23 protein-coding genes are annotated in these 21,439 nt (G+C 52.7%); 8 read left to right on the top strand and 15 right to left on the bottom strand.

The features are described 5' to 3' along the window. Window positions 1-4: 4 nt before the first annotated feature. Window positions 5-1,075 (bottom strand): A/G-specific adenine glycosylase, encoded by a 1,071-nt coding sequence (mutY, locus tag VHA_RS03840; protein WP_005502014.1) that lies wholly within the window; start codon window positions 1,073-1,075, stop codon window positions 5-7. A 185-nt stretch (window positions 1,076-1,260) separates the two neighbouring features. On the opposite strand from mutY, the gene trmB reads away from it, so the two are divergent. The 3 genes from trmB (at window position 1,261) to VHA_RS03825 (ending at window position 3,856) form a co-directional block, all read left to right on the top strand. Beyond that, window positions 1,261-1,977, top strand: a complete 717-nt coding sequence (gene trmB, locus VHA_RS03835; RefSeq protein ID WP_005502009.1) for a tRNA (guanosine(46)-N7)-methyltransferase TrmB — start codon at window positions 1,261-1,263, stop codon at window positions 1,975-1,977. A 114-nt stretch (window positions 1,978-2,091) separates the two neighbouring features. Next, window positions 2,092-3,012: a glutaminase B gene (gene glsB, locus VHA_RS03830; protein WP_005502004.1), complete on the top strand. Its 921-nt coding sequence runs from the start codon at window positions 2,092-2,094 to the stop codon at window positions 3,010-3,012. 82 nt (window positions 3,013-3,094) lie between these two features. Further along, the gene (locus VHA_RS03825; protein WP_040528164.1) at window positions 3,095-3,856 is read left to right on the top strand and encodes a DUF2884 family protein; all 762 of its coding nucleotides are present in this window, start codon (window positions 3,095-3,097) and stop codon (window positions 3,854-3,856) included. A gap of 73 nt (window positions 3,857-3,929) precedes the next feature. Here VHA_RS03825 and hemW read toward each other — a convergent pair whose 3' ends face one another. The 7 genes from hemW to VHA_RS03790 all read right to left on the bottom strand — a co-directional run bounded on the left by hemW (window position 3,930) and on the right by VHA_RS03790 (window position 8,751). Continuing rightward, window positions 3,930-5,084, bottom strand: a complete 1,155-nt coding sequence (gene hemW / locus VHA_RS03820; protein WP_005502000.1) for a radical SAM family heme chaperone HemW — start codon at window positions 5,082-5,084, stop codon at window positions 3,930-3,932. 6 nt (window positions 5,085-5,090) lie between these two features. Beyond that, window positions 5,091-5,690 (bottom strand): XTP/dITP diphosphatase, encoded by a 600-nt coding sequence (locus tag VHA_RS03815; protein WP_005501998.1) that lies wholly within the window; start codon window positions 5,688-5,690, stop codon window positions 5,091-5,093. Between the two features lie 92 nt (window positions 5,691-5,782). Beyond that, window positions 5,783-6,217 carry a DUF4426 domain-containing protein gene (locus VHA_RS03810; protein ID WP_005501996.1) on the bottom strand — a complete coding sequence of 145 codons (435 nt, stop codon included), beginning with the start codon at window positions 6,215-6,217 and terminating at the stop codon, window positions 5,783-5,785. A gap of 76 nt (window positions 6,218-6,293) precedes the next feature. Next, the gene (gene yggU / locus VHA_RS03805; protein WP_005501993.1) at window positions 6,294-6,599 is read right to left on the bottom strand and encodes a DUF167 family protein YggU; all 306 of its coding nucleotides are present in this window, start codon (window positions 6,597-6,599) and stop codon (window positions 6,294-6,296) included. 3 nt (window positions 6,600-6,602) lie between these two features. Then, entirely contained in the window at window positions 6,603-7,169 is a 567-nt protein-coding gene (locus tag VHA_RS03800; RefSeq protein ID WP_005501991.1) for a YggT family protein, read from the bottom strand. 9 nt (window positions 7,170-7,178) lie between these two features. Next, a complete protein-coding gene (gene proC / locus VHA_RS03795) occupies window positions 7,179-7,997 on the bottom strand; it encodes a pyrroline-5-carboxylate reductase (protein WP_005501990.1) in 819 nt (272 codons plus the stop codon). Between the two features lie 49 nt (window positions 7,998-8,046). Then, window positions 8,047-8,751 carry a YggS family pyridoxal phosphate-dependent enzyme gene (locus tag VHA_RS03790; RefSeq protein ID WP_040528162.1) on the bottom strand — a complete coding sequence of 235 codons (705 nt, stop codon included), beginning with the start codon at window positions 8,749-8,751 and terminating at the stop codon, window positions 8,047-8,049. 26 nt (window positions 8,752-8,777) lie between these two features. Between VHA_RS03790 and VHA_RS03785 the strand changes: the two genes are divergently transcribed. Both VHA_RS03785 and VHA_RS03780 read left to right on the top strand, forming a co-directional pair. After that, window positions 8,778-9,815, top strand: coding sequence for a type IV pilus twitching motility protein PilT (locus VHA_RS03785; RefSeq protein WP_040528160.1), 1,038 nt, complete (start codon window positions 8,778-8,780; stop codon window positions 9,813-9,815). Window positions 9,816-9,817: 2 nt separating this feature from the next. Then, entirely contained in the window at window positions 9,818-10,933 is a 1,116-nt protein-coding gene (locus tag VHA_RS03780) for a PilT/PilU family type 4a pilus ATPase (RefSeq protein ID WP_005501984.1), read from the top strand. 38 nt (window positions 10,934-10,971) lie between these two features. Here VHA_RS03780 and ruvX read toward each other — a convergent pair whose 3' ends face one another. The 7 genes from ruvX to metK all read right to left on the bottom strand — a co-directional run bounded on the left by ruvX (window position 10,972) and on the right by metK (window position 16,432). Next, window positions 10,972-11,403, bottom strand: coding sequence for a Holliday junction resolvase RuvX (ruvX, locus tag VHA_RS03775; protein ID WP_005501982.1), 432 nt, complete (start codon window positions 11,401-11,403; stop codon window positions 10,972-10,974). A gap of 9 nt (window positions 11,404-11,412) precedes the next feature. Further along, the gene (locus VHA_RS03770; protein WP_040528215.1) at window positions 11,413-11,976 is read right to left on the bottom strand and encodes a YqgE/AlgH family protein; all 564 of its coding nucleotides are present in this window, start codon (window positions 11,974-11,976) and stop codon (window positions 11,413-11,415) included. 109 nt (window positions 11,977-12,085) lie between these two features. Beyond that, window positions 12,086-13,033, bottom strand: coding sequence for a glutathione synthase (gshB, locus tag VHA_RS03765; RefSeq protein ID WP_005501977.1), 948 nt, complete (start codon window positions 13,031-13,033; stop codon window positions 12,086-12,088). A gap of 13 nt (window positions 13,034-13,046) precedes the next feature. Beyond that, the gene (gene rsmE, locus VHA_RS03760; protein WP_005501970.1) at window positions 13,047-13,778 is read right to left on the bottom strand and encodes a 16S rRNA (uracil(1498)-N(3))-methyltransferase; all 732 of its coding nucleotides are present in this window, start codon (window positions 13,776-13,778) and stop codon (window positions 13,047-13,049) included. An 84-nt stretch (window positions 13,779-13,862) separates the two neighbouring features. After that, entirely contained in the window at window positions 13,863-14,555 is a 693-nt protein-coding gene (endA, locus tag VHA_RS03755; RefSeq protein ID WP_005501969.1) for a deoxyribonuclease I, read from the bottom strand. Between the two features lie 131 nt (window positions 14,556-14,686). Then, complete coding sequence (locus tag VHA_RS03750) at window positions 14,687-15,178, bottom strand: SprT family zinc-dependent metalloprotease (protein ID WP_040528213.1); 492 nt, start codon at window positions 15,176-15,178, stop codon at window positions 14,687-14,689. Window positions 15,179-15,277: 99 nt separating this feature from the next. Further along, complete coding sequence (metK, locus tag VHA_RS03745) at window positions 15,278-16,432, bottom strand: methionine adenosyltransferase (RefSeq protein WP_005501967.1); 1,155 nt, start codon at window positions 16,430-16,432, stop codon at window positions 15,278-15,280. 427 nt (window positions 16,433-16,859) lie between these two features. On the opposite strand from metK, the gene tkt reads away from it, so the two are divergent. The 3 genes from tkt (at window position 16,860) to VHA_RS03730 (ending at window position 21,292) form a co-directional block, all read left to right on the top strand. Further along, window positions 16,860-18,857 carry a transketolase gene (gene tkt / locus VHA_RS03740; RefSeq protein WP_005501966.1) on the top strand — a complete coding sequence of 666 codons (1,998 nt, stop codon included), beginning with the start codon at window positions 16,860-16,862 and terminating at the stop codon, window positions 18,855-18,857. A 171-nt stretch (window positions 18,858-19,028) separates the two neighbouring features. Further along, window positions 19,029-20,057, top strand: coding sequence for an erythrose-4-phosphate dehydrogenase (gene epd, locus VHA_RS03735; protein WP_005501965.1), 1,029 nt, complete (start codon window positions 19,029-19,031; stop codon window positions 20,055-20,057). A gap of 71 nt (window positions 20,058-20,128) precedes the next feature. Then, the gene (locus VHA_RS03730) at window positions 20,129-21,292 is read left to right on the top strand and encodes a phosphoglycerate kinase (RefSeq protein WP_005501963.1); all 1,164 of its coding nucleotides are present in this window, start codon (window positions 20,129-20,131) and stop codon (window positions 21,290-21,292) included. Window positions 21,293-21,439: the final 147 nt, after the last annotated feature.

Genomic DNA, 21,439 nt, shown 5'->3' with positions numbered 1-21,439 from the left:
GCTCCTAGTTATTGAGTTCTCGGGTCAGGCTTTCCAGCAGCTTTTGTACCGGTGCTGCCAGCCCGACTTTCGCCGGTTGGTTTAAGTTATACCAAAGCCCGCGGTTGCCTTCCATGATCCCGTTATCCCCAATGTTATCGGGTTTATGGTGCAGTTTGACGCGAATCGGCACGATATCAAGGTGAAAGTGGCTGAAGGTGTGGCGAAACGCGGTTAGGTGTTCTGGCGTTTCAAAGCTGCTGGCAGCCAGTTTACTGGCAACAAAACTGGCTGCGGTTTGCTCAGATGTTTCCGGCAGGCACCACAGGCCACCCCATAATCCTGCTGGTGGCCGTTGCTCCAGCCAGATTTGATCCCGGTATTGGAACAGGACAAAGCAGGTTTCTTTTTCCGGCAGGGTTTTCTTTGGCTTTTTGCCCGGAAAATCGCTCTGGCGACTCATGGCATTGGCTTCGCAGCTGTGGTTGACAGGACAGAGGTAGCATTTGGGTTTGCTGCGGGTACAGATCATCGCCCCCATGTCCATCATCGCTTGGTTGTAGCGTTGCACGCCCTCGGCGGGCGTGTTTTCTTCGGCCAGTTCCCAAAGGCGGTTTTCCACCGGTTTTTTCCCCGGCCAGCCCTCTACCGCAAAGTGTCGGGACAGGGTGCGTTTCACGTTGCCATCAAGGATGGGATGGTGTTGGCCGAGCGAGAGTGAAAGTACCGCGCCGGCGGTTGAGCGTCCCACGCCAGGCAGCGCCATGACATCTTCAATGGTGGTGGGGAATTCACCGTTGTAGTCGGCCGCAATTTTCTGCGCGGCTTTATGCAGGTTACGGGCTCGGGCGTAATAACCCAGTCCTGTCCAGAGGTGGAGCACTTCATCAAGCTCCGCATGGGCGAGATCGACCACAGTAGGGAAGCGTGTCATAAAGCGTTCGAAGTAGGGAATAACGGTTGCCACCTGAGTCTGTTGCAACATGATTTCAGACAGCCACACTTTGTACGGTGTTTTTTCTTGTTGCCACGGCAGGGTTTTACGGCCGTATTTGTCATACCAGGTCAAAATGGCATCGGAAAAAGACTGACTCACTTAGCTTGCTCTTTGTTATCTTTATGGGATTGGCGACCAGTCTACTACGGTAGACGGTCAAAAAAGACCATGAATAACGGAAAGATTTGTTCACCCTGTGCACAAGGCTTGCACCGGGGCCCGATCTTTGGATAATGCGCGATCCGCTTAACTTTTCTTCATTACTGAGTTGCAGGCATAACACCATGGTAGAAGTCATCAAAACCGAATTGACTGAAGACGGTAAAGTTCTTCGTAAAATCAGAAGCTTTGTACGTCGTGAAGGACGCTTGACCAAAGGGCAGGAGCAGGCAATAAATGATTGCTGGCCAACCATGGGCATCGACTTTGACGCGAAGAAGCTGGACTGGGCAGAGGTCTTCGGTAATGACAACCCGGTGGTGCTAGAAATCGGTTTTGGCATGGGCGCCTCTTTGGTTGAGATGGCAAAAAATGCCCCTGAGAAAAACTTCATCGGCATTGAGGTCCACAGCCCTGGCGTTGGTGCGTGCCTGATGGCGGCGCGTGATGCCGGTGTGACCAACCTGCGTGTGATGTGCCATGACGCGGTGGAAGTGTTTGAGCAGATGCTGCCGGAGGAGAGCCTGGAGACAGTACAGCTGTTCTTCCCTGATCCTTGGCACAAGAAGCGTCACCACAAACGCCGTATCGTTCAGCCGGGGTTTGCCCAAATGCTGCGTAGCAAGCTGAAAATCGGTGGTATCTTCCACATGGCAACAGACTGGGAAAACTATGCTGAGCACATGGTTGAAGTGATGGATGCGGCACCGGGCTACAAAAATACGGCGGTAGATGGCCCTTATATTCCGCGTCCTGAAGAGCGTCCTTTGACCAAATTCGAAGCCCGTGGACACCGTTTAGGCCATGGTGTCTGGGACATGAAGTACGTTCGTATCGATTAGTCATACAGCCTAATTTCCCAGCGTTTAGGCGTTTACATTCTGTTATGTGGCGCTGAGTCTGAACGTTTAATAAAGCCAACCTTGTGTTGGCTTTTTTGACCACTGGAGATAGCTATGAAACCTACCCCAGCACTTTTAAGCCGTATCCTGGAAGAAGTTCGCCCGCTGATCGGACAGGGCAAAGTGGCCGATTACATTCCGGCCCTGAAAAAAGTGCCTGCATCGAAACTCGGTATTGCAGTGTGTTACAACGACGGTGAAATCATCAAAGCCGGTGACGCTGAAGAGGCCTTCTCGATCCAGTCTATCTCCAAGGTACTCAGTCTGACGCTGGCCTTGCAAAACTACCAGCCGGAAGAGATCTGGCGGCGTGTTGGGAAAGAGCCTTCCGGCCAGGCATTCAATTCGATGATCCAGCTTGAAATGGAGCAGGGGATCCCGCGTAACCCGTTTATCAATGCCGGTGCGCTGGTAGTGTGCGATATGCTCCACAGCCGTCTCTCGGCACCGCGCCAGCGGATGCTGGAATTTGTCCGTCGCCTGTCCGGCAATGAACACATTTGCTATGACAAAGTGGTGGCGATGTCAGAAATGGATCACAGTGATCGCAATGCTGCTATCGCTTACCTGATGCGGTCATTCGGCAACTTCGAGAACGAAGTGATGCCGGTGCTGGCCAACTATTTCCACTACTGTGCGCTGCGGATGAGCTGTGTGGATTTGGCAAAGACCTTTAACTATCTGGCCAACAAGGGACTTCCTTTAGGCGCAGAAAAAACAATTGTCAGCCAGACTCAATGTAAGCAGGTTAACGCGCTTCTTGCGACCTGTGGTTTGTACGATGGTGCAGGTGAGTTTGCCTACCGGGTTGGCATGCCGGGTAAATCCGGTGTTGGTGGCGGGATCATTGCGATAGTACCGGGCGAAATGTCGATTGCCGTCTGGTCACCGGAGCTGGATCCCTCAGGTAACTCACTGGCTGGCACAGCAGCGCTAGAACTGCTGGCAGAGCGCATCGGCCGTTCAATCTTTTAGGATCGCGAAGCGATCCAGATGCTGGACAGGTGTGACACAAACAGCCGTCACTCTGTCTAAGCACAAGATGCGGAGAAGGTTTATGGGAATAGTGAGTCTGACCAACATGCTGCGGTTATCCTGCGTTTTAATGGCGATGCTGCCTTTTGTGGTGGCAGCGGAAAATTGCCGCCCGGAACTGCACGGTGATATCGCAATTAAATCCGACAGTATTTTTATCGAGCAGAACAACAACAGGTTTCGGATAGAACCCGATGGCAATCTGTATGTGGATGTGCATCGGGTCAGCCTGAATGAGGCACAGAAAGCCTCGTTGACGGCGTACAGCAAAACGGTGCGGTCTGATTTGCCGTATTTCAGCAAATCATTGTCTGACGAGTTACAAACGTCCTGGCGGGCGTTGGACAGTGTGTTGGCTGAAGAGCTGGGTGATCGCAGCAGCCTGCGGGGTGAGTTCGGCCAGTTTTACCAACATATCCAGCGCAGCGTGGCTGCCTCATTTTATTCCGAAGATTTCTCCCCCCAGCTTAAGCACCAGGTTCTGACCAATGCTGTGCGTGAACTGGAGGCGAGCCTGCCACAGTTAATTGCCACGGTTTCAAGCCGGGGGCTGATGGATATCGCGGCGCTGAGTGCGGGACAGAAAAACCGTATGGAGTTTATTTCCAACAAAATGGCGACGCTGCAAAACAAGCTGGCGGATGAAGTGAAAGCACAACGTGACCGGACGTCAGGTGTACGCAGGGAACTGTGTTCGCGGCTGGATAAATGGCAAGCGCAGGAAGCTGAAATCGCGGCGCTTATCCCGGCGCTTAACGGCTGGAAAATCGTCACCGTGCGCTAACAGAAAGCTTGCAATAAAAAACAGCGCGGATTGTGTCTGCGCTGTTTTTTTATCCCTTTTCAATCTGGGGCTATCACTGTTCGCCGATGAAGTTGGCGAGAAGATCGTTCAGGAACAGGCGGCCTTTTTCTGTGACCTGCCAATGGGTCTGCGTTTCAGTCAGCAGGCCTTCTATGATCGCATGGCGAAGAGGGGCTTCCACAGTATCCAAGGACAACCCGGTCCTCGCTGGATAATCAGCTTTCGGGCAGGGTTCAACCAGACGGAACCGGTTCATGAAAAACTCGAATGGCAGCTCACTGGCTTCAACGGTAATGATTTCGCTGAGGTACGCGTTATCCGGGTCGAGATACCCGCGCGGGTGTTTCACTTTTACGGTGCGTTTTACGGTGTTGTCTTCCAGAGTGACTTTGCCGTGTGCGCCACAGCCAATGCCAAGGTAATCACCAAAACGCCAGTAGTTGAGGTTATGGCGGCACTGGAATCCCGGTTTGCTGTAACCCGAGGTTTCATATTGCACATAACCGGCTTCTGTCAGCAGCGCGTGGCCCTGTTCAAAAATGTCCCAAAGGTCATCATCATCCGGCAGGGTTGGCGGCTTGGAGTAATACTGAGTATTGGGTTCGATGGTAAGCTGATACCACGAAAGGTGCGGCGGATTAAGCGCAATCGCCTGTCTGAGATCGTCCAGCGCCCCTTCCAGTGTCTGGTCAGGCAGGCCGTGCATCAAATCGAGGTTAAAGCTGTTCAGATCGGCTTCATGCGCCAGTCTGGCAGCACGGATGGCTTCGTCCGCGCCATGGATACGGCCAAGGCGGGCGAGCTTTTGGTTATCAAAGCTTTGTACGCCAATGGATATGCGGTTCACCCCCGCCTTACGGTAAGCGACAAACTTGTCTGCTTCCACCGTGCCCGGGTTGGCTTCCATGGTGATTTCAATGTCATCTGCAAACGGGATTTGTGCCTCAATGCCTTGCAGCAAACGGGCGATTTCCTCTGGTGACACCAGACTTGGTGTGCCACCACCGATGAAAATGGAAGACAACTCGCGTCCACTGACCCCATGGAAACGGTTGAGGTCTTTTCTCAGGTCATCGAGCAGGGCATCAATATAATCCCGCTCCGGCACATCGCCTTTCAGGGTGTGGGAGTTGAAATCGCAATACGGGCACTTTTGTACACACCAGGGGATGTGGACATAAAGGCTCAGGGGAATGTGAACCGCCATCGGGATTTACTTCTTCTCTTCGCGCATGGCCGCAAACAGCTTTTTCAGCGCCTGGCCACGGTGCGAAATTTGTTTTTTCACTGCAGGCTCAATGTTTGCCAGAGTGCAGCCGTACTCTTCAACGAAGAACACCGGATCGTAGCCAAAGCCGTGTGAACCGGACGGCTCGCGGGCAATGGAGCCTTCAAACGTGCCGTGGCAAACCAGTGGTGTTGGGTCATTGGCGTGACGCATGTAAACCAGTACGCAATGGAAGCGAGCCGTGCGTTTGTCATCCGGTGCATCTGCCATGCATTCCAGCAGTTTTTCCAGGTTCGCCTGATCGCCTTTGCCTTCTCCGGCAAAACGCGCGCTGTAAACGCCTGGCGCACCGTTGAGGTAATCCACTTCCAGGCCGGAATCATCAGCAATGGCAGGCAGACCGGTTTCCTTGGCCGCATGGCGCGCTTTGATGATGGCATTTTCGATAAAAGTGGTGCCGGTTTCTTCGGCGTCTTTTACCGCGAATTCGCTTTGTGCGAAAACTTCAAGGCCGAAATCCTGCAGCAGATCAGCCATTTCTTTCACTTTACCGGCGTTACCTGTCGCCAGAACCACTTTGCTCATCGTTTTCTCCTGAAATTAATACGGCTGCGAATGCGTTGTTCCAATAAAAAAGGCGCCGCAATCGGGCGCCATGATACCTGAATTCCCTGTATTCAGTCAGCGTAAAACACCTGGTTAAAGGTCAGTTTTCCGCTGCGGTTTCCTTCCGCGCTGATATCTATAGTGAAGGTGTAATTTTCCTCGTTGGCAAACCGAAGTTCTGCCAGGTAGTAAATCGCGTCACCTTCCCGCACCTCGCGAAAAACCAGCGGTTTTCGGGTGCCGAGCAGGTTTCGTGCTTCACCGGTGAGCGTGGCGGTCAGGGCCGGTTTGCCGGACTGGGCTTTATCGAGAACCGCGATGTTAATGATGGCGTTCACACCACTGCGTGTCAGGTTGTAGGCCTTGGCAACCTGCGGGGTGATAAAGGTTGAGTTAAATGCAGAGTAGTGGACTTCCAGCGTGCCGATGTCTTTGGACTGTCCGGCCTGTGCCAAAGGGGAGAGCAGTATCAGGGCGCTGATAAGGGGCAAGAAAAAACGTTTCATGACTCAGTATCCTTGTCGGGTGAAACCTGTGCGCCCGGCTCGGGATAAACCCGGCAGGGCGCACTTTGCAGTACATCTAAAAGGCAGGGAGCAGATCACTGATGGCATCCGGGCAAAGCACCGGGCGGTGAATACGCACCTGCTTGTGCCTGCCAAGCTCACCTTTTTCAATATCAATCTGGCTTTTGGCCACTTTGAACTGTTTCGACAGGAATTTGGTGAGGTGGGCGTTGGCTTTACCATCAACCGGTGGGGCAGTGATGGCGAGTTTTATCTCCTCGCCATGTTGCCCCATCCATTGGTCCCGGCTTGCTTTGGGCTGGATGTAGAGCCTTAAGATCAGGTCATCGTTTTCCAGCCAGGCAGGGTGTGGCGCGCTCATGACTTACAGCACAAACCACAGGTTGCCGAAGAATGGGCTCAGCAGGTCGCCGATAAAGAAATTCAGGAACTGCAGTGCAATAAACAGGAACAGGATACTGAGATCCAGTCCGCCCAGTGGTGGGATAACCCGGCGGATTGGCGCCACCAGCGGCTCAGTCAGCTGAATCATCACATATTCGATAGGGCTGCGGCCCTGGCTGACCCAGCTCAGGATAGCGCGCAGGATAAGCACCCAGAACAGCAGGCCACCGGCAGCTTTAACCACCGCAACCAGACCAATCAGTAAGTAGCTGGAATCAAACACCAGGGTGCCTGAGCCAACCAATTGCAGGGTGAAAAACTTCGCCACACACAGCAGGTACGCGAACAGCACGGTTGCTAAATCCAGGCTGCCAATAGATGGGATAATACGGCGAAGCGGTGCAACCACCGGTTGGGTAGCTTTTACCACAAACTGGCTGAATGGGTTGTAGAAGTCTGCACGTGCCCATTGCAACCAGACCCGGAGCAACACCACCATGATGTAAAGGTCGAACAGGGTTGAAACGAGAAAAGTCATCGAGTTCATAAAGTAGCCCTAAAATAGCGATTCCATCTCTTCGGCGCGGCGCACTGCAGCCTGCATGGCTTCAGAGACCGTTTCTGTGAGTTGGTTGTTATTGAATACGTTCAGTGCCTCGGCGGTGGTGCCGCCTTTGGACGTAACTTGTTCCCTTAAGGTTGCCAGTTCCGTGTCCGGGTTGGCAACCACCATTTTTGCTGCGCCGAGTGCTGCCTGTTGCACAAGTGCCCTTGCCGTCTGTTTATCAAAGCCCTGACGCTCGGCTTCTTTTTGCATCGCCTCCATAAACAGGAAGAAGTAAGCCGGGGCGCTGCCAGCGGCAGCAATCACGCCATTGATGCCGGATTCATCCTCGACCCAGCACACTTTGCCGACGGCACTGAGCAGATCGCCAGAGAAAGTGCGGTCGGCGTCAGAGACTGAATCAGGCGCATACAGGCCGCTCATCCCTTCCCCTACCAGTGAAGGGGTGTTTGGCATCACGCGAACCAGTTTCAGCGGCGCGCCAGCCATTTCACACAGGCGGGCGATTGAAATGCCTGCCGCAATGGAAATAACCAGTTTTTCTGACCAGTCAACGGCTTGCATCGAGGCCAGCAGCTCTTCCATCCCTTGCGGTTTAACCCCAAGAACCACCACGTCAGCCTGCTTTGCGCTGGCAACCGCATCTTCGTTGGCATGAACGCCAAAGGTGTCGCGGAAGGCGGCACTTTTCTCCGCTGTGCGGTTTACGGCGGTAATGTTTTCTGCCGGATAACCGGATTGAACCAGCCCGGCAATGATTGAACGGGCCATATTTCCGGCACCGATAAAGGCGATTGTACGGTGTTCCATCAATCTCTGTTCCTTTAGTGAGGCGGTGTCAACGCCGCTACATAGTGTCTTACTGGCGCTTGCTATAGTCACGTGCACCAAAAATGGCGGTGCCAATGCGCACCATGGTACTGCCGGAAGCAATCGCTGCATCCATGTCGCCGCTCATGCCCATCGACAGGGTATCAAAGTCAGGGCGGCTTGCTTTCATTGTTTCAAACAGCGCAGACAATGGCGCAAAGGCGTCAAGCTGCTTCTGGTGATCTTCTTCCGGCTGTGGAATGCACATCAGACCGCGCAGGGTCAGGTTTGGCAGCGCATCAATTTCCTCAGCCAGGGCTTTAACATCATCAAATCCAATGCCGGATTTCGACGCTTCACCACTGGTGTTGACCTGGATAAGCACCTGTAGCGGTGGCAAGTCTGCTGGACGCTGTTCACTGAGGCGATGGGCGACTTTACTGCGGTCGATAGAGTGTACCCAGTCAAAATGTTCCGCTATCAGGCGGGTTTTGTTGGACTGGATAGGGCCGATAAAATGCCACTCAAGGTGAGGGTGAATGTCACGGAAGTGGGTGATTTTCTCTACCCCTTCCTGCACGTAGTTTTCACCGAAGCGGGTTTGTCCGGCTTCTACAGCGTCTGCGATAGCCTCAATGGGTTTGGTCTTGCTGACAGCCAGCAGTTGCACGGCGGAGGCGTTTCTCCCGCATTTTTGTGCGGCACTGTCTATTTGGCTGGTGACCTGCTCTAGGTTTTGTCTGATACTACACATGATTCATTCTGCGAGGAAACGGGTTAATGGATATAACTGAATTACTGGACTTTAGTGTAAAGCATAACGCGTCAGATCTACATCTTTCAGCAGGGGTTCCCCCAATGGTCCGCGTAGATGGTGATGTCCGCAAGCTGAGCTTGCCGCCACTGGACCACAATGTCGTGCACCGTCTTGTCTTTGATATCATGAACGAAGCCCAGCAACGGGAGTTTGAACAAAACCTCGAAGTTGATTTCTCGTTTGAGCTGGCCGCCGTGGGCCGCTTCCGTGTTAATGCTTTTCACCAGTCCCGTGGCTGTGCGGCGGTGTTCCGTAGCATTCCCTCCAATATTCCGACACTGGAAGCCATCAATGCGCCGGCAGTGTTCAAGCAATTTACCGAGTACCAGAAAGGACTGGTGCTGGTGACTGGCCCTACAGGTTCCGGTAAATCCACCACGCTGGCGGCGATGATCGACCAGATAAACAACAACCAGCACCGCCATATCCTGACTATCGAAGATCCGATTGAGTTTATCCATGCGCAGAAAAACTGCCTGATTAACCAACGTGAAGTGCACCGTGACACCCACTCTTTCAATAACGCACTTCGCTCGGCATTGCGTGAAGACCCGGATGTAATTTTAGTGGGTGAGCTGCGTGACAAGGAAACCATCAGTCTCGCCCTGACCGCGGCTGAAACCGGTCACCTAGTGTTTGGTACGCTGCATACATCCAGTGCCGCGAAAACCATTGACCGTATTATTGATGTTTTCCCGGGAGCCGATAAACCTATGGTGCGCTCGATGCTGTCAGAATCGTTGCGCGCAGTGGTATCGCAAAAACTGGTGAAGCAAGTAGCAGGAGGCCGGATTGCCGCCCATGAAGTGATGATTGCCACGCCAGCTATCCGTAACCTTATCCGTGAAGACAAGGTCGCGCAGATGTACTCGATGATCCAGACTGGCTCGGGCCTTGGCATGCAGACCATGGAACAATCATTGCGGAACCTGACAATGCAGGGACTGGTGGATACGGCAGAGGCTAACAAGGCCATGGATAACGCAGGAATGGGCTTTTAATCATGCAAGGACAAAACAGGCTTCAGCCGCTTCTTGAAAATATGTTGGCGCAGCGCGCCTCTGACTGTTACATCACAGTGGGTGCAGCCTGTATGCTACGGGTTGACGGTAATCTGAAACCTGTGGGAGATGTGCTGGATCTTGATGGTGTGAAAGCACTGGTTGATCAAGCCATGGACGGTGAAACCCGGCAAAAATTTTATTCAGAGCGGGAGGCAAATTTCGCACTGGTGATCCCTAATGGCCGGTTCCGGGTCAGTGCATTCTGGCAACGGGATTTGCCCGGCATGGTACTTCGCCGTATTGAAACCGAGATCCCAGATATTCATTCGCTCGGCTTGCCGGACGTGATCCAGGACCTGTCGATTGCCAAACGCGGTCTGGTGCTGATTGTTGGGGCCACCGGTTCGGGGAAATCGACATCGATGGCGGCGATGGTGGGGTTCCGAAACCGCCACCGCAGTGGCCATATCCTGACGGTGGAAGACCCGATTGAATTTATCCACCCGCATGACAAGTGCATCGTTACCCAGCGGGAGATTGGGATTGATACCGAAAGCTATGAAGTGGCGCTGAAAAACTCGCTGCGCCAGGCGCCGGATATGATCATGATTGGTGAAATCCGTACCCGTGAAACCATGGAATACGCGATGCAGTTTGCCGAAACCGGTCACCTGTGTATTGCTACCCTGCATGCCAACAATGCCAACCAGGCGCTGGAGCGGGTGCTGCATCTGGTGCCCAAAGAGCGGCGTGAACAGTTCCTGTTTGATCTGTCGCTAAACTTGCGGGGCATTCTGGCGCAACAGCTGGTGCCGGATGTCAGCGGTATTGGTCGCCATGGCGCTTACGAGCTGCTGCTGAACACCTCTCACGTGTCGGACTTAATTCGCCGCGGTGAGCTTCATGAACTGAAAGAAACTATCCGCAAAGGCAAAAACGCGGGGATGTGCACGTTCGACCAGTCTCTGTTTGACCTTTTCAAAGCCGGCAAGGTATCGAAGGAAGAGGCTTTGCACCATGCCGACTCCCGAAACGATCTGAAACTGATGATGAAAATGGCGGAGGAGTCTTCGGGAGGGTTGTCACTGGCCAATGTCAGTATCGAAGGTCGGTAAGTTGCCCATAGAAGAAAAGTGCCCAAGGCACTTTTCTTCTACTTGCTATATTGGTTTTCAAACCAGCTTTCGACAATGATCACCGCTGACTGGCTGTCGATTTCCCCTTTGCCCAGCGCTTTGTAGCCACCGTATTCAAACAGGGAAGCGCGGGCTTCTGTGGTGGTCAGGCGCTCATCATGCAGTTCAACATTGACTCCGAAACGCCCTTTCAGGCGGTTGGCAAATTTGCGGGCGCGGGGAGTAATGGTTTCCAACTCGCCGCCATGTAAATCAAGCGGCAAGCCCACCACCACCAAATCCGGTGCCCATTCTTTCAATATGGCTTCGATAGCCTCCCAGCTTGGGATGCCGTCTTTGGCTTTCAGTGCCTTGAGGGGACGTGCGGTGCCGGTGATGGCCTGACCAATGGCCACGCCAATGCTTTTGGTGCCGTAGTCAAAACCCAGCACGGTTTGAATGTTACTCATGGAAAACTCTTATGCGTGCCCGACATCTGCGGACAGGTTCAGGGCGTCGATGCCCAGTTGTTTGAGGGCTTTTTCCCAGCGCTCATTGATTGGGGTGTCAAAAATCACGGTTGGATCGGCTTCAATCGTCAGCCAGCTGTTCTCTGCCAGCTCCTGTTCCAGCTGACCTGCATCCCAGCCGGCGTAACCCAGTGCAACAATAAATTGCTCAGGCTCTTCGTTAGTGCCGAGAATGCTGAGAATATCTTTGGAGGTGGTGACGGTCAGCTCCTCGGAGAGTTGGATGCTAGAGCCAAATAGCTTTGTATTCTTGTGCAGGACAAAGCCGCGATCTTCAGACACCGGGCCACCAAACAACACAGGTTGATTCAGACTGACCGGACGGGTGACATCCTGCTCGCGCTCTACCTCAATCTGCTCCAGCATATTGGCAATCGAAATGTTGATGGGTTGGTTGATCACCAATCCCATTGCGCCGTCTTCATTATGTTCGCACATGTAAACAACGCTGTGCTGGAAGCGTTTATCTGCCATGCTGGGCATTGCGACTAAAAAATGGTTTTTTAGGTTTATTGTTCCTTTCACATTGTGCCCTTTATTGCGTACGGGCTTACTTCCAGTATGGGCAGTAAGCCAGGGAAAGTCAGATCCGGGCGATGGTTTTGCCCGGATCATCTTGCAGTTATTTCTGTAGGCGTGCTTCGATAGCATCCATCAGTTTACCGCAGATATTGATATCAAATGCGGCCTCGATCTCGCGGATACACGTCGGGCTGGTGACATTGATTTCTGTCAGTTTATCGCCGATGATATCCAGACCGACAAAGATCAACCCTTTTTCTTTCAGCGTAGGGGCAACCGCACGGGCAATCGCCCAGTCGGTGTCACTCAATGGGCGCGCTTCACCACGACCTCCGGCGGCAAGGTTACCACGGGTTTCGCCTTTGGCCGGAATACGGGCCAGACAGTAAGGCATAGGTTCACCATCTACCACCAGAATGCGTTTGTCGCCGTTGCTGATGTCAGGCACAAAGGTCTGTGCCATGCAGTAGTTGTTACCGAGACCTGTCAGGGTTTCGATGATCACTGAGAGGTTAGGATCGCCCTGTTTCACGCGGAAGATAGATGAGCCACCCATGCCGTCCAATGGCTTCAGGATCACGTCACCATGTTTTTCCTGAAACGCTTTGATGTGCTCAGCACGGCGAGTCACCAGGGTTGTCGGGGTGTGTTCCGGGAACCAGGCTGTGAACAGTTTCTCGTTGCAGTCACGCAGGCTCTGTGGCTTGTTGACGATAAGGCAACCTTCTACCTCTGCACGCTCCAGAATGTAGGTTGCGTAGATGTATTCAGTGTCAAACGGTGGGTCTTTGCGCATCAAGACCGCATCCAGATCCGCCAGTGCGATCTCCTGCTCGCTGACTACCTCGAACCACTTCTCCGGGTTTTCTTCAAGGGTCACGACTTTGGTGCGTGCCAGCGCTTTGCCTTGCTCCATGGACAGGTCATTCATCTGCATATAGTGAATTTCCCAGCCGCGCTTTTGTGCTTCCAGCATCATGGCAAAGGTGGAGTCTTTTTTGATGTTGATGGACTCAATCGGATCCATCACTACGCCCAGTTTGATCATTGAATTATCCTTATTAACCGAGGTCGCCGAAGCGAACCTGCAAGGCTGTTATCGCCGTCAGTGCTGCGGTTTCTGTGCGCAGAACACGTGGCCCCAATAATGTTTCTTCAAACCCGAACTTGCGGGTTCGCGCAATTTCTTCTGATGACAGGCCGCCTTCCGGGCCAATCAGCAAACGCAACCGGCTGACAGGCTCCGGCAGGGTGTTGATAGAGTATTTCGCACGAGGATGAAGGTTGAGTTTCAGTCCGTCGAAAGGCTCTTGCATCCACGCATCCAAAGACATCACAGGGCGGACTTCCGGCACAATGTTGCGTCCACACTGCTCGCATGCGGCAATAGCAATTTTCTGCCACTGCTGCCATTTCTTGTCAAAACGGTCAGCGTTGAGTTTGACCCCACAACGCTCAGAGATAAGCGGAGTGATCACGTTCACGCCAAGCTCAACCGATTTCTGGATGGTAAATTCCATCTTGTCGCCACGGCTGATGACCTGTCCCAGATGCAAGTCCAGTGGTGATTCGATGCTGCGCTCAACGCGCTCAGCCACATCGACGGTAACTGACTTTTTGCCCGATTCCGCAATCACTGCCGGGAATTCTGCGCCACTGCCATCAAATAATAGAACCTCCTGACCAGCCTGCATGCGAAGCACACGGCCAACGTGGTTGGCTGCATCGTCGCTCAGGGCAACACGGCCAGTGTCTGGCAAGGGTTCAGGATGGAATATTCTTGGGATACGCATGGTATTTTAATGACTGGAGAACAATAGGCAGCAGTGTATCACGCGGCTGCCTATTGACTGTAGTCTTACACGTCGTACCAACAGTTACAGACCGGCTTTGTCGCAGGAAGCTTGCACGAAAGGGTTATGGTTCCCTTGTTCTTTAGCGATACGACGGTCACGCTCACACTCCCATGCGGTCACGGGATAGGTTTTGTCCCAGGCATCCATCAGCTTTTTCTGTGCAGACGCCAGACGGAAATCATATTGTTGGTTCATGTACTTGTAGATGCGTGCAATGGCGCCACGGCTTTGCGCCGGTGGCTCAAAAACGCGCTGTTTGAAGTCTACTTTTGCCGCGCACTGACCATAGAAAGCACCGTTATCGCCATTCCATTGTGAGAAGCGGAAGTTGGAGCGGTCTCCGTTTACCTCACCGATTGCCGGCACCAGATTGTGGAGGTCTGCTTCCATCAGCCTGAATGCTACGTCGTTGCGGCTGCAGTTTTTGCGTCCGCCTTCCTGCCAGCATTGGCGCTGGTGGCCGAATTGCCAGGCAGGAACTACATGTTCCCACTCGATACGGCTGGCACGGCCTTCCTGTTTACGCACTTTATAGCCGCAGCTTTCTAGATCCGGCACGCCTTTTTTGCCCTGCCAGTTGATGTTACAGCCGCAGTAAAACGAGGTAGGGTGGTCCTGATAGATTTTTTGCGCGATATGTTTGGCTTTGCTGAAGGACTGGGGATGCTCAGCCGCTGCGGAAACGGAGATCACCAGCAGCGCTGAAAGCAGCATCAATCGTGTTCTCATCATGGGATTGGCACTCGAAATAGAAATAGTGTGGTTTGATTATTACAGACTATTGTGAGTGAAATCTCATTAAATGAGTGTTAATTGAAAAGGTTGTCGATAAGTGGGGCCGTCGCTTATTGTTCAGTTTGGACAAAGAGCAGTGGTTGCTGACAGCGACGACACACGTATTGCACCTGTTCCCGCTGTACCCGGTTATGGCGGCGTACGGAAAGCGCTATCTGGTCACAGCTGCATTGGTAGATATAGGTTTTTCCCTGTACCGATGAAACATCAAAACTGTGGGTGGTTTTCGGCGCAACCCCAAACACCTGGGACATCACCGACTGCCACTCCCTGCCGTGCGGTTTTACGCGCCCAAACCGGGCATACACCACCAGATGGCTGACTTCATGGGGAACCACTTCGTCGAGAAACGCCTGAGGGTTTTCCCGCAAAAGCACCGGGTTAAAGCGCAGTTGCCAGCTTTGCAGCCGGGCGGTGCCTGCCGATTTCCCCCGTTGGTTAAAAAGCACCTGTGGGACGGGAAACGTGCACTGGAAGTAAGCGCCTGCACGCTTTATACAGCGTGTTACGGCTTGGATAACCTGATATTCCAGTTGATTCATGGGGAGGATTTCTGTTTTTTCCTGTTGCTGTTGTCTTGCTGCCTGGATCAACAAAGAGGCCCAGTGGCCTCTTTGTTTAAAACGGACTTTTCAGTGCGTTTATTTCAGGTTTGCAAAGTCGCGCAGCGCTGCCACTTTGTCGGTTTTCTCCCAAGGGAATTCTTCACGACCGAAGTGACCGTATGCCGCGGTCTTTTTATAGATAGGTTGCAGCAGGTTCAGCATTTCCTGCAGGCCGTATGGGCGCAGGTCGAAGTGCTGGCGAACCGCGTCGATAATGATGTCGTGAGACACTTTTTCAGTGCCGAAAGTTTCCACCATGATAGACGTTGGATCTGCTACACCAATGGCGTAAGAAAGCTGGATTTCACAGCGATCAGCCATACCGGCAGCAACGATATTTTTCGCCACGTAGCGCGCTGCGTATGCAGCAGAACGGTCAACTTTCGATGGATCTTTACCGGAGAATGCACCGCCACCGTGGCGTGCTGCGCCGCCGTAGGTATCAACAATGATCTTACGACCAGTCAGACCACAGTCACCCATTGGGCCACCGATAACGAAACGACCGGTTGGGTTGATAAAGTACTTAGTCTCTTTGTTTAGCCACTCTGCTGGTAGGACTGGCTTGATGATTTCTTCCATCACCGCTTCACGCAGATCTGGGGTTGAGATGGAATCACAGTGCTGGGTAGACAAAACGACTGCGTCAATGCCTACGATCTTGCCTTGGTCGTACTGGAAAGTGACCTGGGATTTGGCATCTGGGCGCAGCCATGGCAAAGTGCCGTTTTTACGCACTTCCGCCTGGCGCTGCACCAGTCGGTGTGAATAGGTAATCGGTGCTGGCATCAGTACGTCAGTTTCGTTACAGGCGTAACCGAACATGATGCCCTGATCGCCCGCGCCTTGTTCTTTCGGATCCGCCTTATCAACACCTTGGTTGATGTCTGGTGACTGTTTACCAATGGTGTTCAAAACCGCACAAGAATCTGCGTCAAAACCCATGTCTGAGTGTACATAGCCGATCTCACGCACTGTTTCACGGGTCAGTTCTTCGATATCAACCCATGCTGATGTGGTGATCTCACCACCGACCATGACCATGCCGGTTTTAACGTAAGTCTCACAGGCGACGCGTGCTTTTGGATCCTGCTCCAGAATCGCGTCAAGAACGGCGTCTGAAATCTGGTCTGCGATTTTATCTGGATGACCTTCTGATACTGACTCAGAAGTAAACAGGTGTTTAGCCATGTCTTTTTCCTAGCAATAAATAAGTGGTTGATATCGAATGTTTATAAAAGCATCTTTGGATGTTTGACCGTTTAAAAGTATAGATGCTTTTCCGTCTGGACGTCTATTTTACGTGGAGTTACACATAAATCAACCGTACATTTTTGTCGATAAAAATAGAAAACGTTTATGCCCCGGCTATACCCAAGTAACCAGAGGCTGCGCGTTCGTTACTAAACGCACGAGATCTCGAAAAAATCGACCAAGTAAACGTTTGCAGTACTGTCGGAGTCTTGCGACAATACTTACCCGCCGAATTCAGCAATCTGGCTGTGTTACTGCGGTGCTCAAGCATATTCAAGTTAGCTTGGGTATAAGTATTGTGCTGGATTGCCCATAACTCAAACCCCAAAAGGTCATCAGACCCTCAATGATCCCAGGAGCAGACATGTCTTCCCGCAAGGTTTTAGCCAATGCAATCCGTGCCCTCAGCATGGACGGTGTACAACAAGCTAACTCTGGTCACCCAGGCGCCCCCATGGGCATGGCGGACATCGCCGAAGTGCTGTGGCGCGACCACATGAACCACAACCCACAAAACCCTGCGTGGGCTGACCGCGACCGCTTCGTGCTGTCTAACGGCCACGGCTCGATGCTGATTTACTCCCTGTTGCACCTGACCGGTTACGACCTGTCTATTGACGATCTGAAAAACTTCCGCCAGCTGCACTCCAAAACTCCGGGCCACCCGGAATACGGTTACGCACCGGGCGTTGAAACCACCACCGGTCCGCTGGGACAGGGCATCACCAATGCGGTGGGTATGGCGATTGCGGAAAAAGCACTGGCCGCCCAGTTCAACCGTGACGGCCACAACATCGTTGACCACAACACTTACGTGTTTATGGGCGATGGCTGTCTGATGGAAGGTATCTCGCACGAAGCGTGTTCACTGGCGGGGACGCTGGGCCTTGGCAAACTGATTGCCTTCTGGGATGACAACGGCATCTCTATCGACGGTCACGTTGAAGGCTGGTTCACTGACGACACGCCGAAGCGTTTCGAATCTTACGGCTGGCACGTTATTCCGGCCGTAGACGGTCACGATGCAGACGCTATCAACGCAGCGATTGAAGCGGCGAAAGCAGAAACCGGCCGTCCGACCCTGATTTGTACCAAAACCATCATCGGTTTCGGTTCACCCAACAAAGCCGGCTCTCACGACTGTCACGGTGCCCCTCTGGGCCATGATGAAATCAAAGCCGCGCGTGAATTCCTCGGTTGGGAACACGGCCCGTTTGACATCCCGGCAGACGTTTACCGCGCATGGGATGCCAAAGAAGCCGGTGCAGCCAAAGAAGCAGCATGGAACGAGAAATTTGCCGCGTATGAAGCGGCTTACCCAGAACTGGCTGCAGAATTCAAACGCCGCATGAACGGTGAACTGCCAGCCGACTGGGAAGCGCAAGCGAACCAAATCATTGCTGACCTGCAAGCCAACCCAGCGAACATCGCCTCACGTAAAGCGTCGCAAAACGCGCTGGAAGCGTTCGGCAAACTGCTGCCAGAATTTATGGGTGGCTCCGCTGACCTGGCGCCTTCAAACCTGACCATGTGGTCTGGCTCTAAGTCGCTGACCGCAGATGACGCATCAGGCAACTACATCCACTACGGTGTGCGTGAGTTCGGTATGACCGCCATCATCAACGGTATCGCCCTGCACGGTGGTTTTGTGCCTTACGGCGCGACCTTCCTGATGTTCATGGAATACGCACGTAACGCGATGCGTATGGCCGCACTGATGAAAGTGCAGAATATTCAGGTTTATACCCATGACTCTATCGGTCTGGGTGAAGATGGCCCAACCCACCAGCCGGTTGAGCAAATCGCCTCCCTGCGCCTGACACCGAACATGAGCACCTGGCGTCCGTGTGACCAGGTAGAATCTGCCGTCGCGTGGAAACTGGCGATCGAGCGTAAAGACGCTCCAACGTCTCTTATCTTCTCGCGTCAGAACCTGGCACAGCAAGACCGCACTGCTGAGCAGGTGGCTGACATCGCCAAGGGGGGGTACATCCTGAAAGATTGCGCAGGCAAGCCAGAGCTTATCCTGATTGCAACCGGATCAGAGGTAGAGCTGGCAGTAGACGCGGCAGCACAGCTGAGCGCAGAAGGCAAAGCGGTTCGCGTGGTATCTATGCCATCGACTGACACCTTTGACAAACAGGATGCGGCTTACCGTGAAGCCGTACTGCCATCAGACGTGACAGCACGTATCGCTATTGAAGCGGGCATTGCCGACTTCTGGTACAAGTACGTGGGCTTTGACGGCCGCATCATTGGCATGCACACCTTCGGTGAATCAGCCCCAGCGGGTGAGCTGTTCAAGCTGTTTGGTTTCACCACTGAAAACGTGGTGGAGACAGCCAGAGAGCTGCTGGCATAAGCGCTAGAATCCCCTTTATAAACCCGCTATCCGGCGGGTTTTTTCTTGGGATAGTCGTCCTGAACGCTTCCCAATATTTGATGAGAGACCCATCACGTATTGCGTGCGAAATTCATAGGCTTGGGATAGACTGTCAGCCGTATTTCATTAACGACAAAGATCGACAGGGATATGGCATTACGCGTCGCAATTAATGGATTTGGCCGTATTGGTCGTAGCGTGCTCCGTGCGCTGTATGAAAGTGATAAACGTGACCAGATAGAAGTGGTTGCAGTCAACGAACTGGCAGAGCCGGATGCCATGGCGCACCTTCTGCAATATGACTCCAGCCATGGGCGTTTTTTCAAAAAGGTGACCAACAGTCAGGAGTTTCTTTTTGTCGGCGACGACAGTATCAGGATCCTCCATCTCAGTGATCTTCACCTGTTGCCATGGCGTGATCTCGACATCGATATCGTGCTCGATTGCACCGGCGTGTTTGGAACCCGCGAACATGGTCAGGCCCACTTGGATGCCGGCGCCAAGAAAGTCCTGTTCTCCCATCCGGGCAGTAACGATCTCGACAACACCATTATCTTTGGTGTGAACGAAGACACGCTGAAACCCAGCGATCGCATCGTCTCGAATGGATCTTGTACCACTAACTGTATTGTCCCGGTGATAAAGGTTCTTGATGAGCAATTTGGGATTGAATCCGGCACCATCACCACCATTCATTCCTCGATGAATGACCAGCAGGTGATTGACGCTTATCACCCAGATTTGCGACGCACACGCGCCGCCAGTCAGTCTATTATTCCAGTCAACACCAAATTACATTTAGGAATTGGACGGATCTTTCCGAAATTTTCTGACAAATTTGAGGCGATTTCGGTTAGAGTGCCAACAATTAACGTCACTGCAATGGATTTAAGTGTCACGGTTCACACGAAAGTGAAAGTTAATGACGTAAATCAATCACTCGAAGAGGCCGCTCGGTGTACATTGAACGGCATCGTCGACTATACCGAGGCACCGCTTGTCTCGATAGATTTTAACCATGATCCCCACAGTGCCATTGTTGATGGCTCGCAGACCCGGGTCAGTAACCACAATTTGGTAAAGATGTTGGTGTGGTGCGACAACGAATGGGGATTTGCCAACCGTATGCTGGATACGGCGCTGGCCATGGCAACCGTTACCGGTGGCTCGAAGGCTTGAGCCACGGCTTTCTGAAGTAACGAAAGCCTCCGCAAATTTTTTAATTTTTGCAACTTAGAGAGAGGACGAACATGTCTGTAATCAAAATGACCGATCTGGATCTGGCTGGCAAACGCGTATTTATCCGTGCCGATCTGAACGTACCAGTAAAAGACGGTAAAGTGACTTCCGACGCGCGTATCCTGGCGTCTCTGCCAACCATTAAACACTGCCTGGAAGCCGGTGCGAAAGTCATGGTGACATCTCACCTGGGTCGCCCGACAGAAGGTGAGTACGCAGAAGAATTCTCTCTACAGCCAGTGGTTAACTACCTGAACGACGTACTGGATTGCGACGTTAAGCTGGCAAAAGATTACCTGGATGGTCTGGAGCTGAACGCCGGTGAAGTGGTCGTTCTGGAAAACGTGCGTTTCAATAAAGGCGAGAAGAAAAACGACGACGAGCTGGCGAAGAAATACGCAGCGCTGTGTGACGTTTTCGTAATGGATGCATTCGGTACTGCTCACCGTGCACAAGCGTCAACTTACGGCGTTGGTATGTTTGCCCCTGTTGCATGTGCTGGCCCTCTGCTGGCGGCAGAACTGGAAGCGCTGGGTAAAGCGATGGATAACCCGGCACGCCCAATGGTAGCCATCGTTGGTGGTTCAAAAGTATCGACCAAACTGACCGTTCTGGAATCCCTGTCTAAAATTGCTGACCAACTGGTTGTTGGCGGTGGTATCGCAAACACCTTCATCGCGGCAGCAGGCCACAACGTCGGTAAGTCTCTGTACGAAGCAGATCTGGTTGATACGGCGAAGAAACTGATGGAAGAGTGTGCTATCCCTGTCGCGACTGACGTTGCCTGTGCGAAAGCATTCGACGAAAACGCAGAAGCAGAAATCAAGCATGTTTCTGAGGTTCAGGACGATGACATGATCTTCGACTTGGGCCCTGAATCTACCCAGGCGCTGGCAGACATCCTGAAAAATGCAAAAACCATTCTGTGGAATGGCCCTGTAGGTGTCTTTGAGTTCAAGAACTTCGAAGCAGGCACTAAAGGGATCTCTGAAGCGATTGCGGCGTCTGAAGGCTTCTCTGTTGCGGGCGGTGGTGACACATTGGCGGCGATCGACAAGTTCGGTATCAAAGCAGATGTGTCTTACATCTCAACCGGTGGCGGTGCATTCCTTGAGTTCGTTGAAGGTAAAGTGCTGCCTGCAGTAGAAATGCTGGAAAAACGCGCGAAGGCGTAATAGCTGACGGGGGTAGTAGCCCCCGTTTTTTATGCATCTCAGTTAAATATTTATCATATTGATGCATATCCGAGCGCAAAAAATACTGTGTTTGGAATCACGTTTGGGTACAATGCCTAGCATTGTTCGCAAACGTTTGCCGAATTA

The organism is Grimontia hollisae CIP 101886, from assembly GCF_000176515.1.
Lineage (GTDB): Bacteria > Pseudomonadota > Gammaproteobacteria > Enterobacterales > Vibrionaceae > Enterovibrio > Enterovibrio hollisae.
The sequence above is the reverse complement of the archived record's forward strand: the minus strand, read 5'-3'. Positions and strand labels throughout refer to the sequence as shown.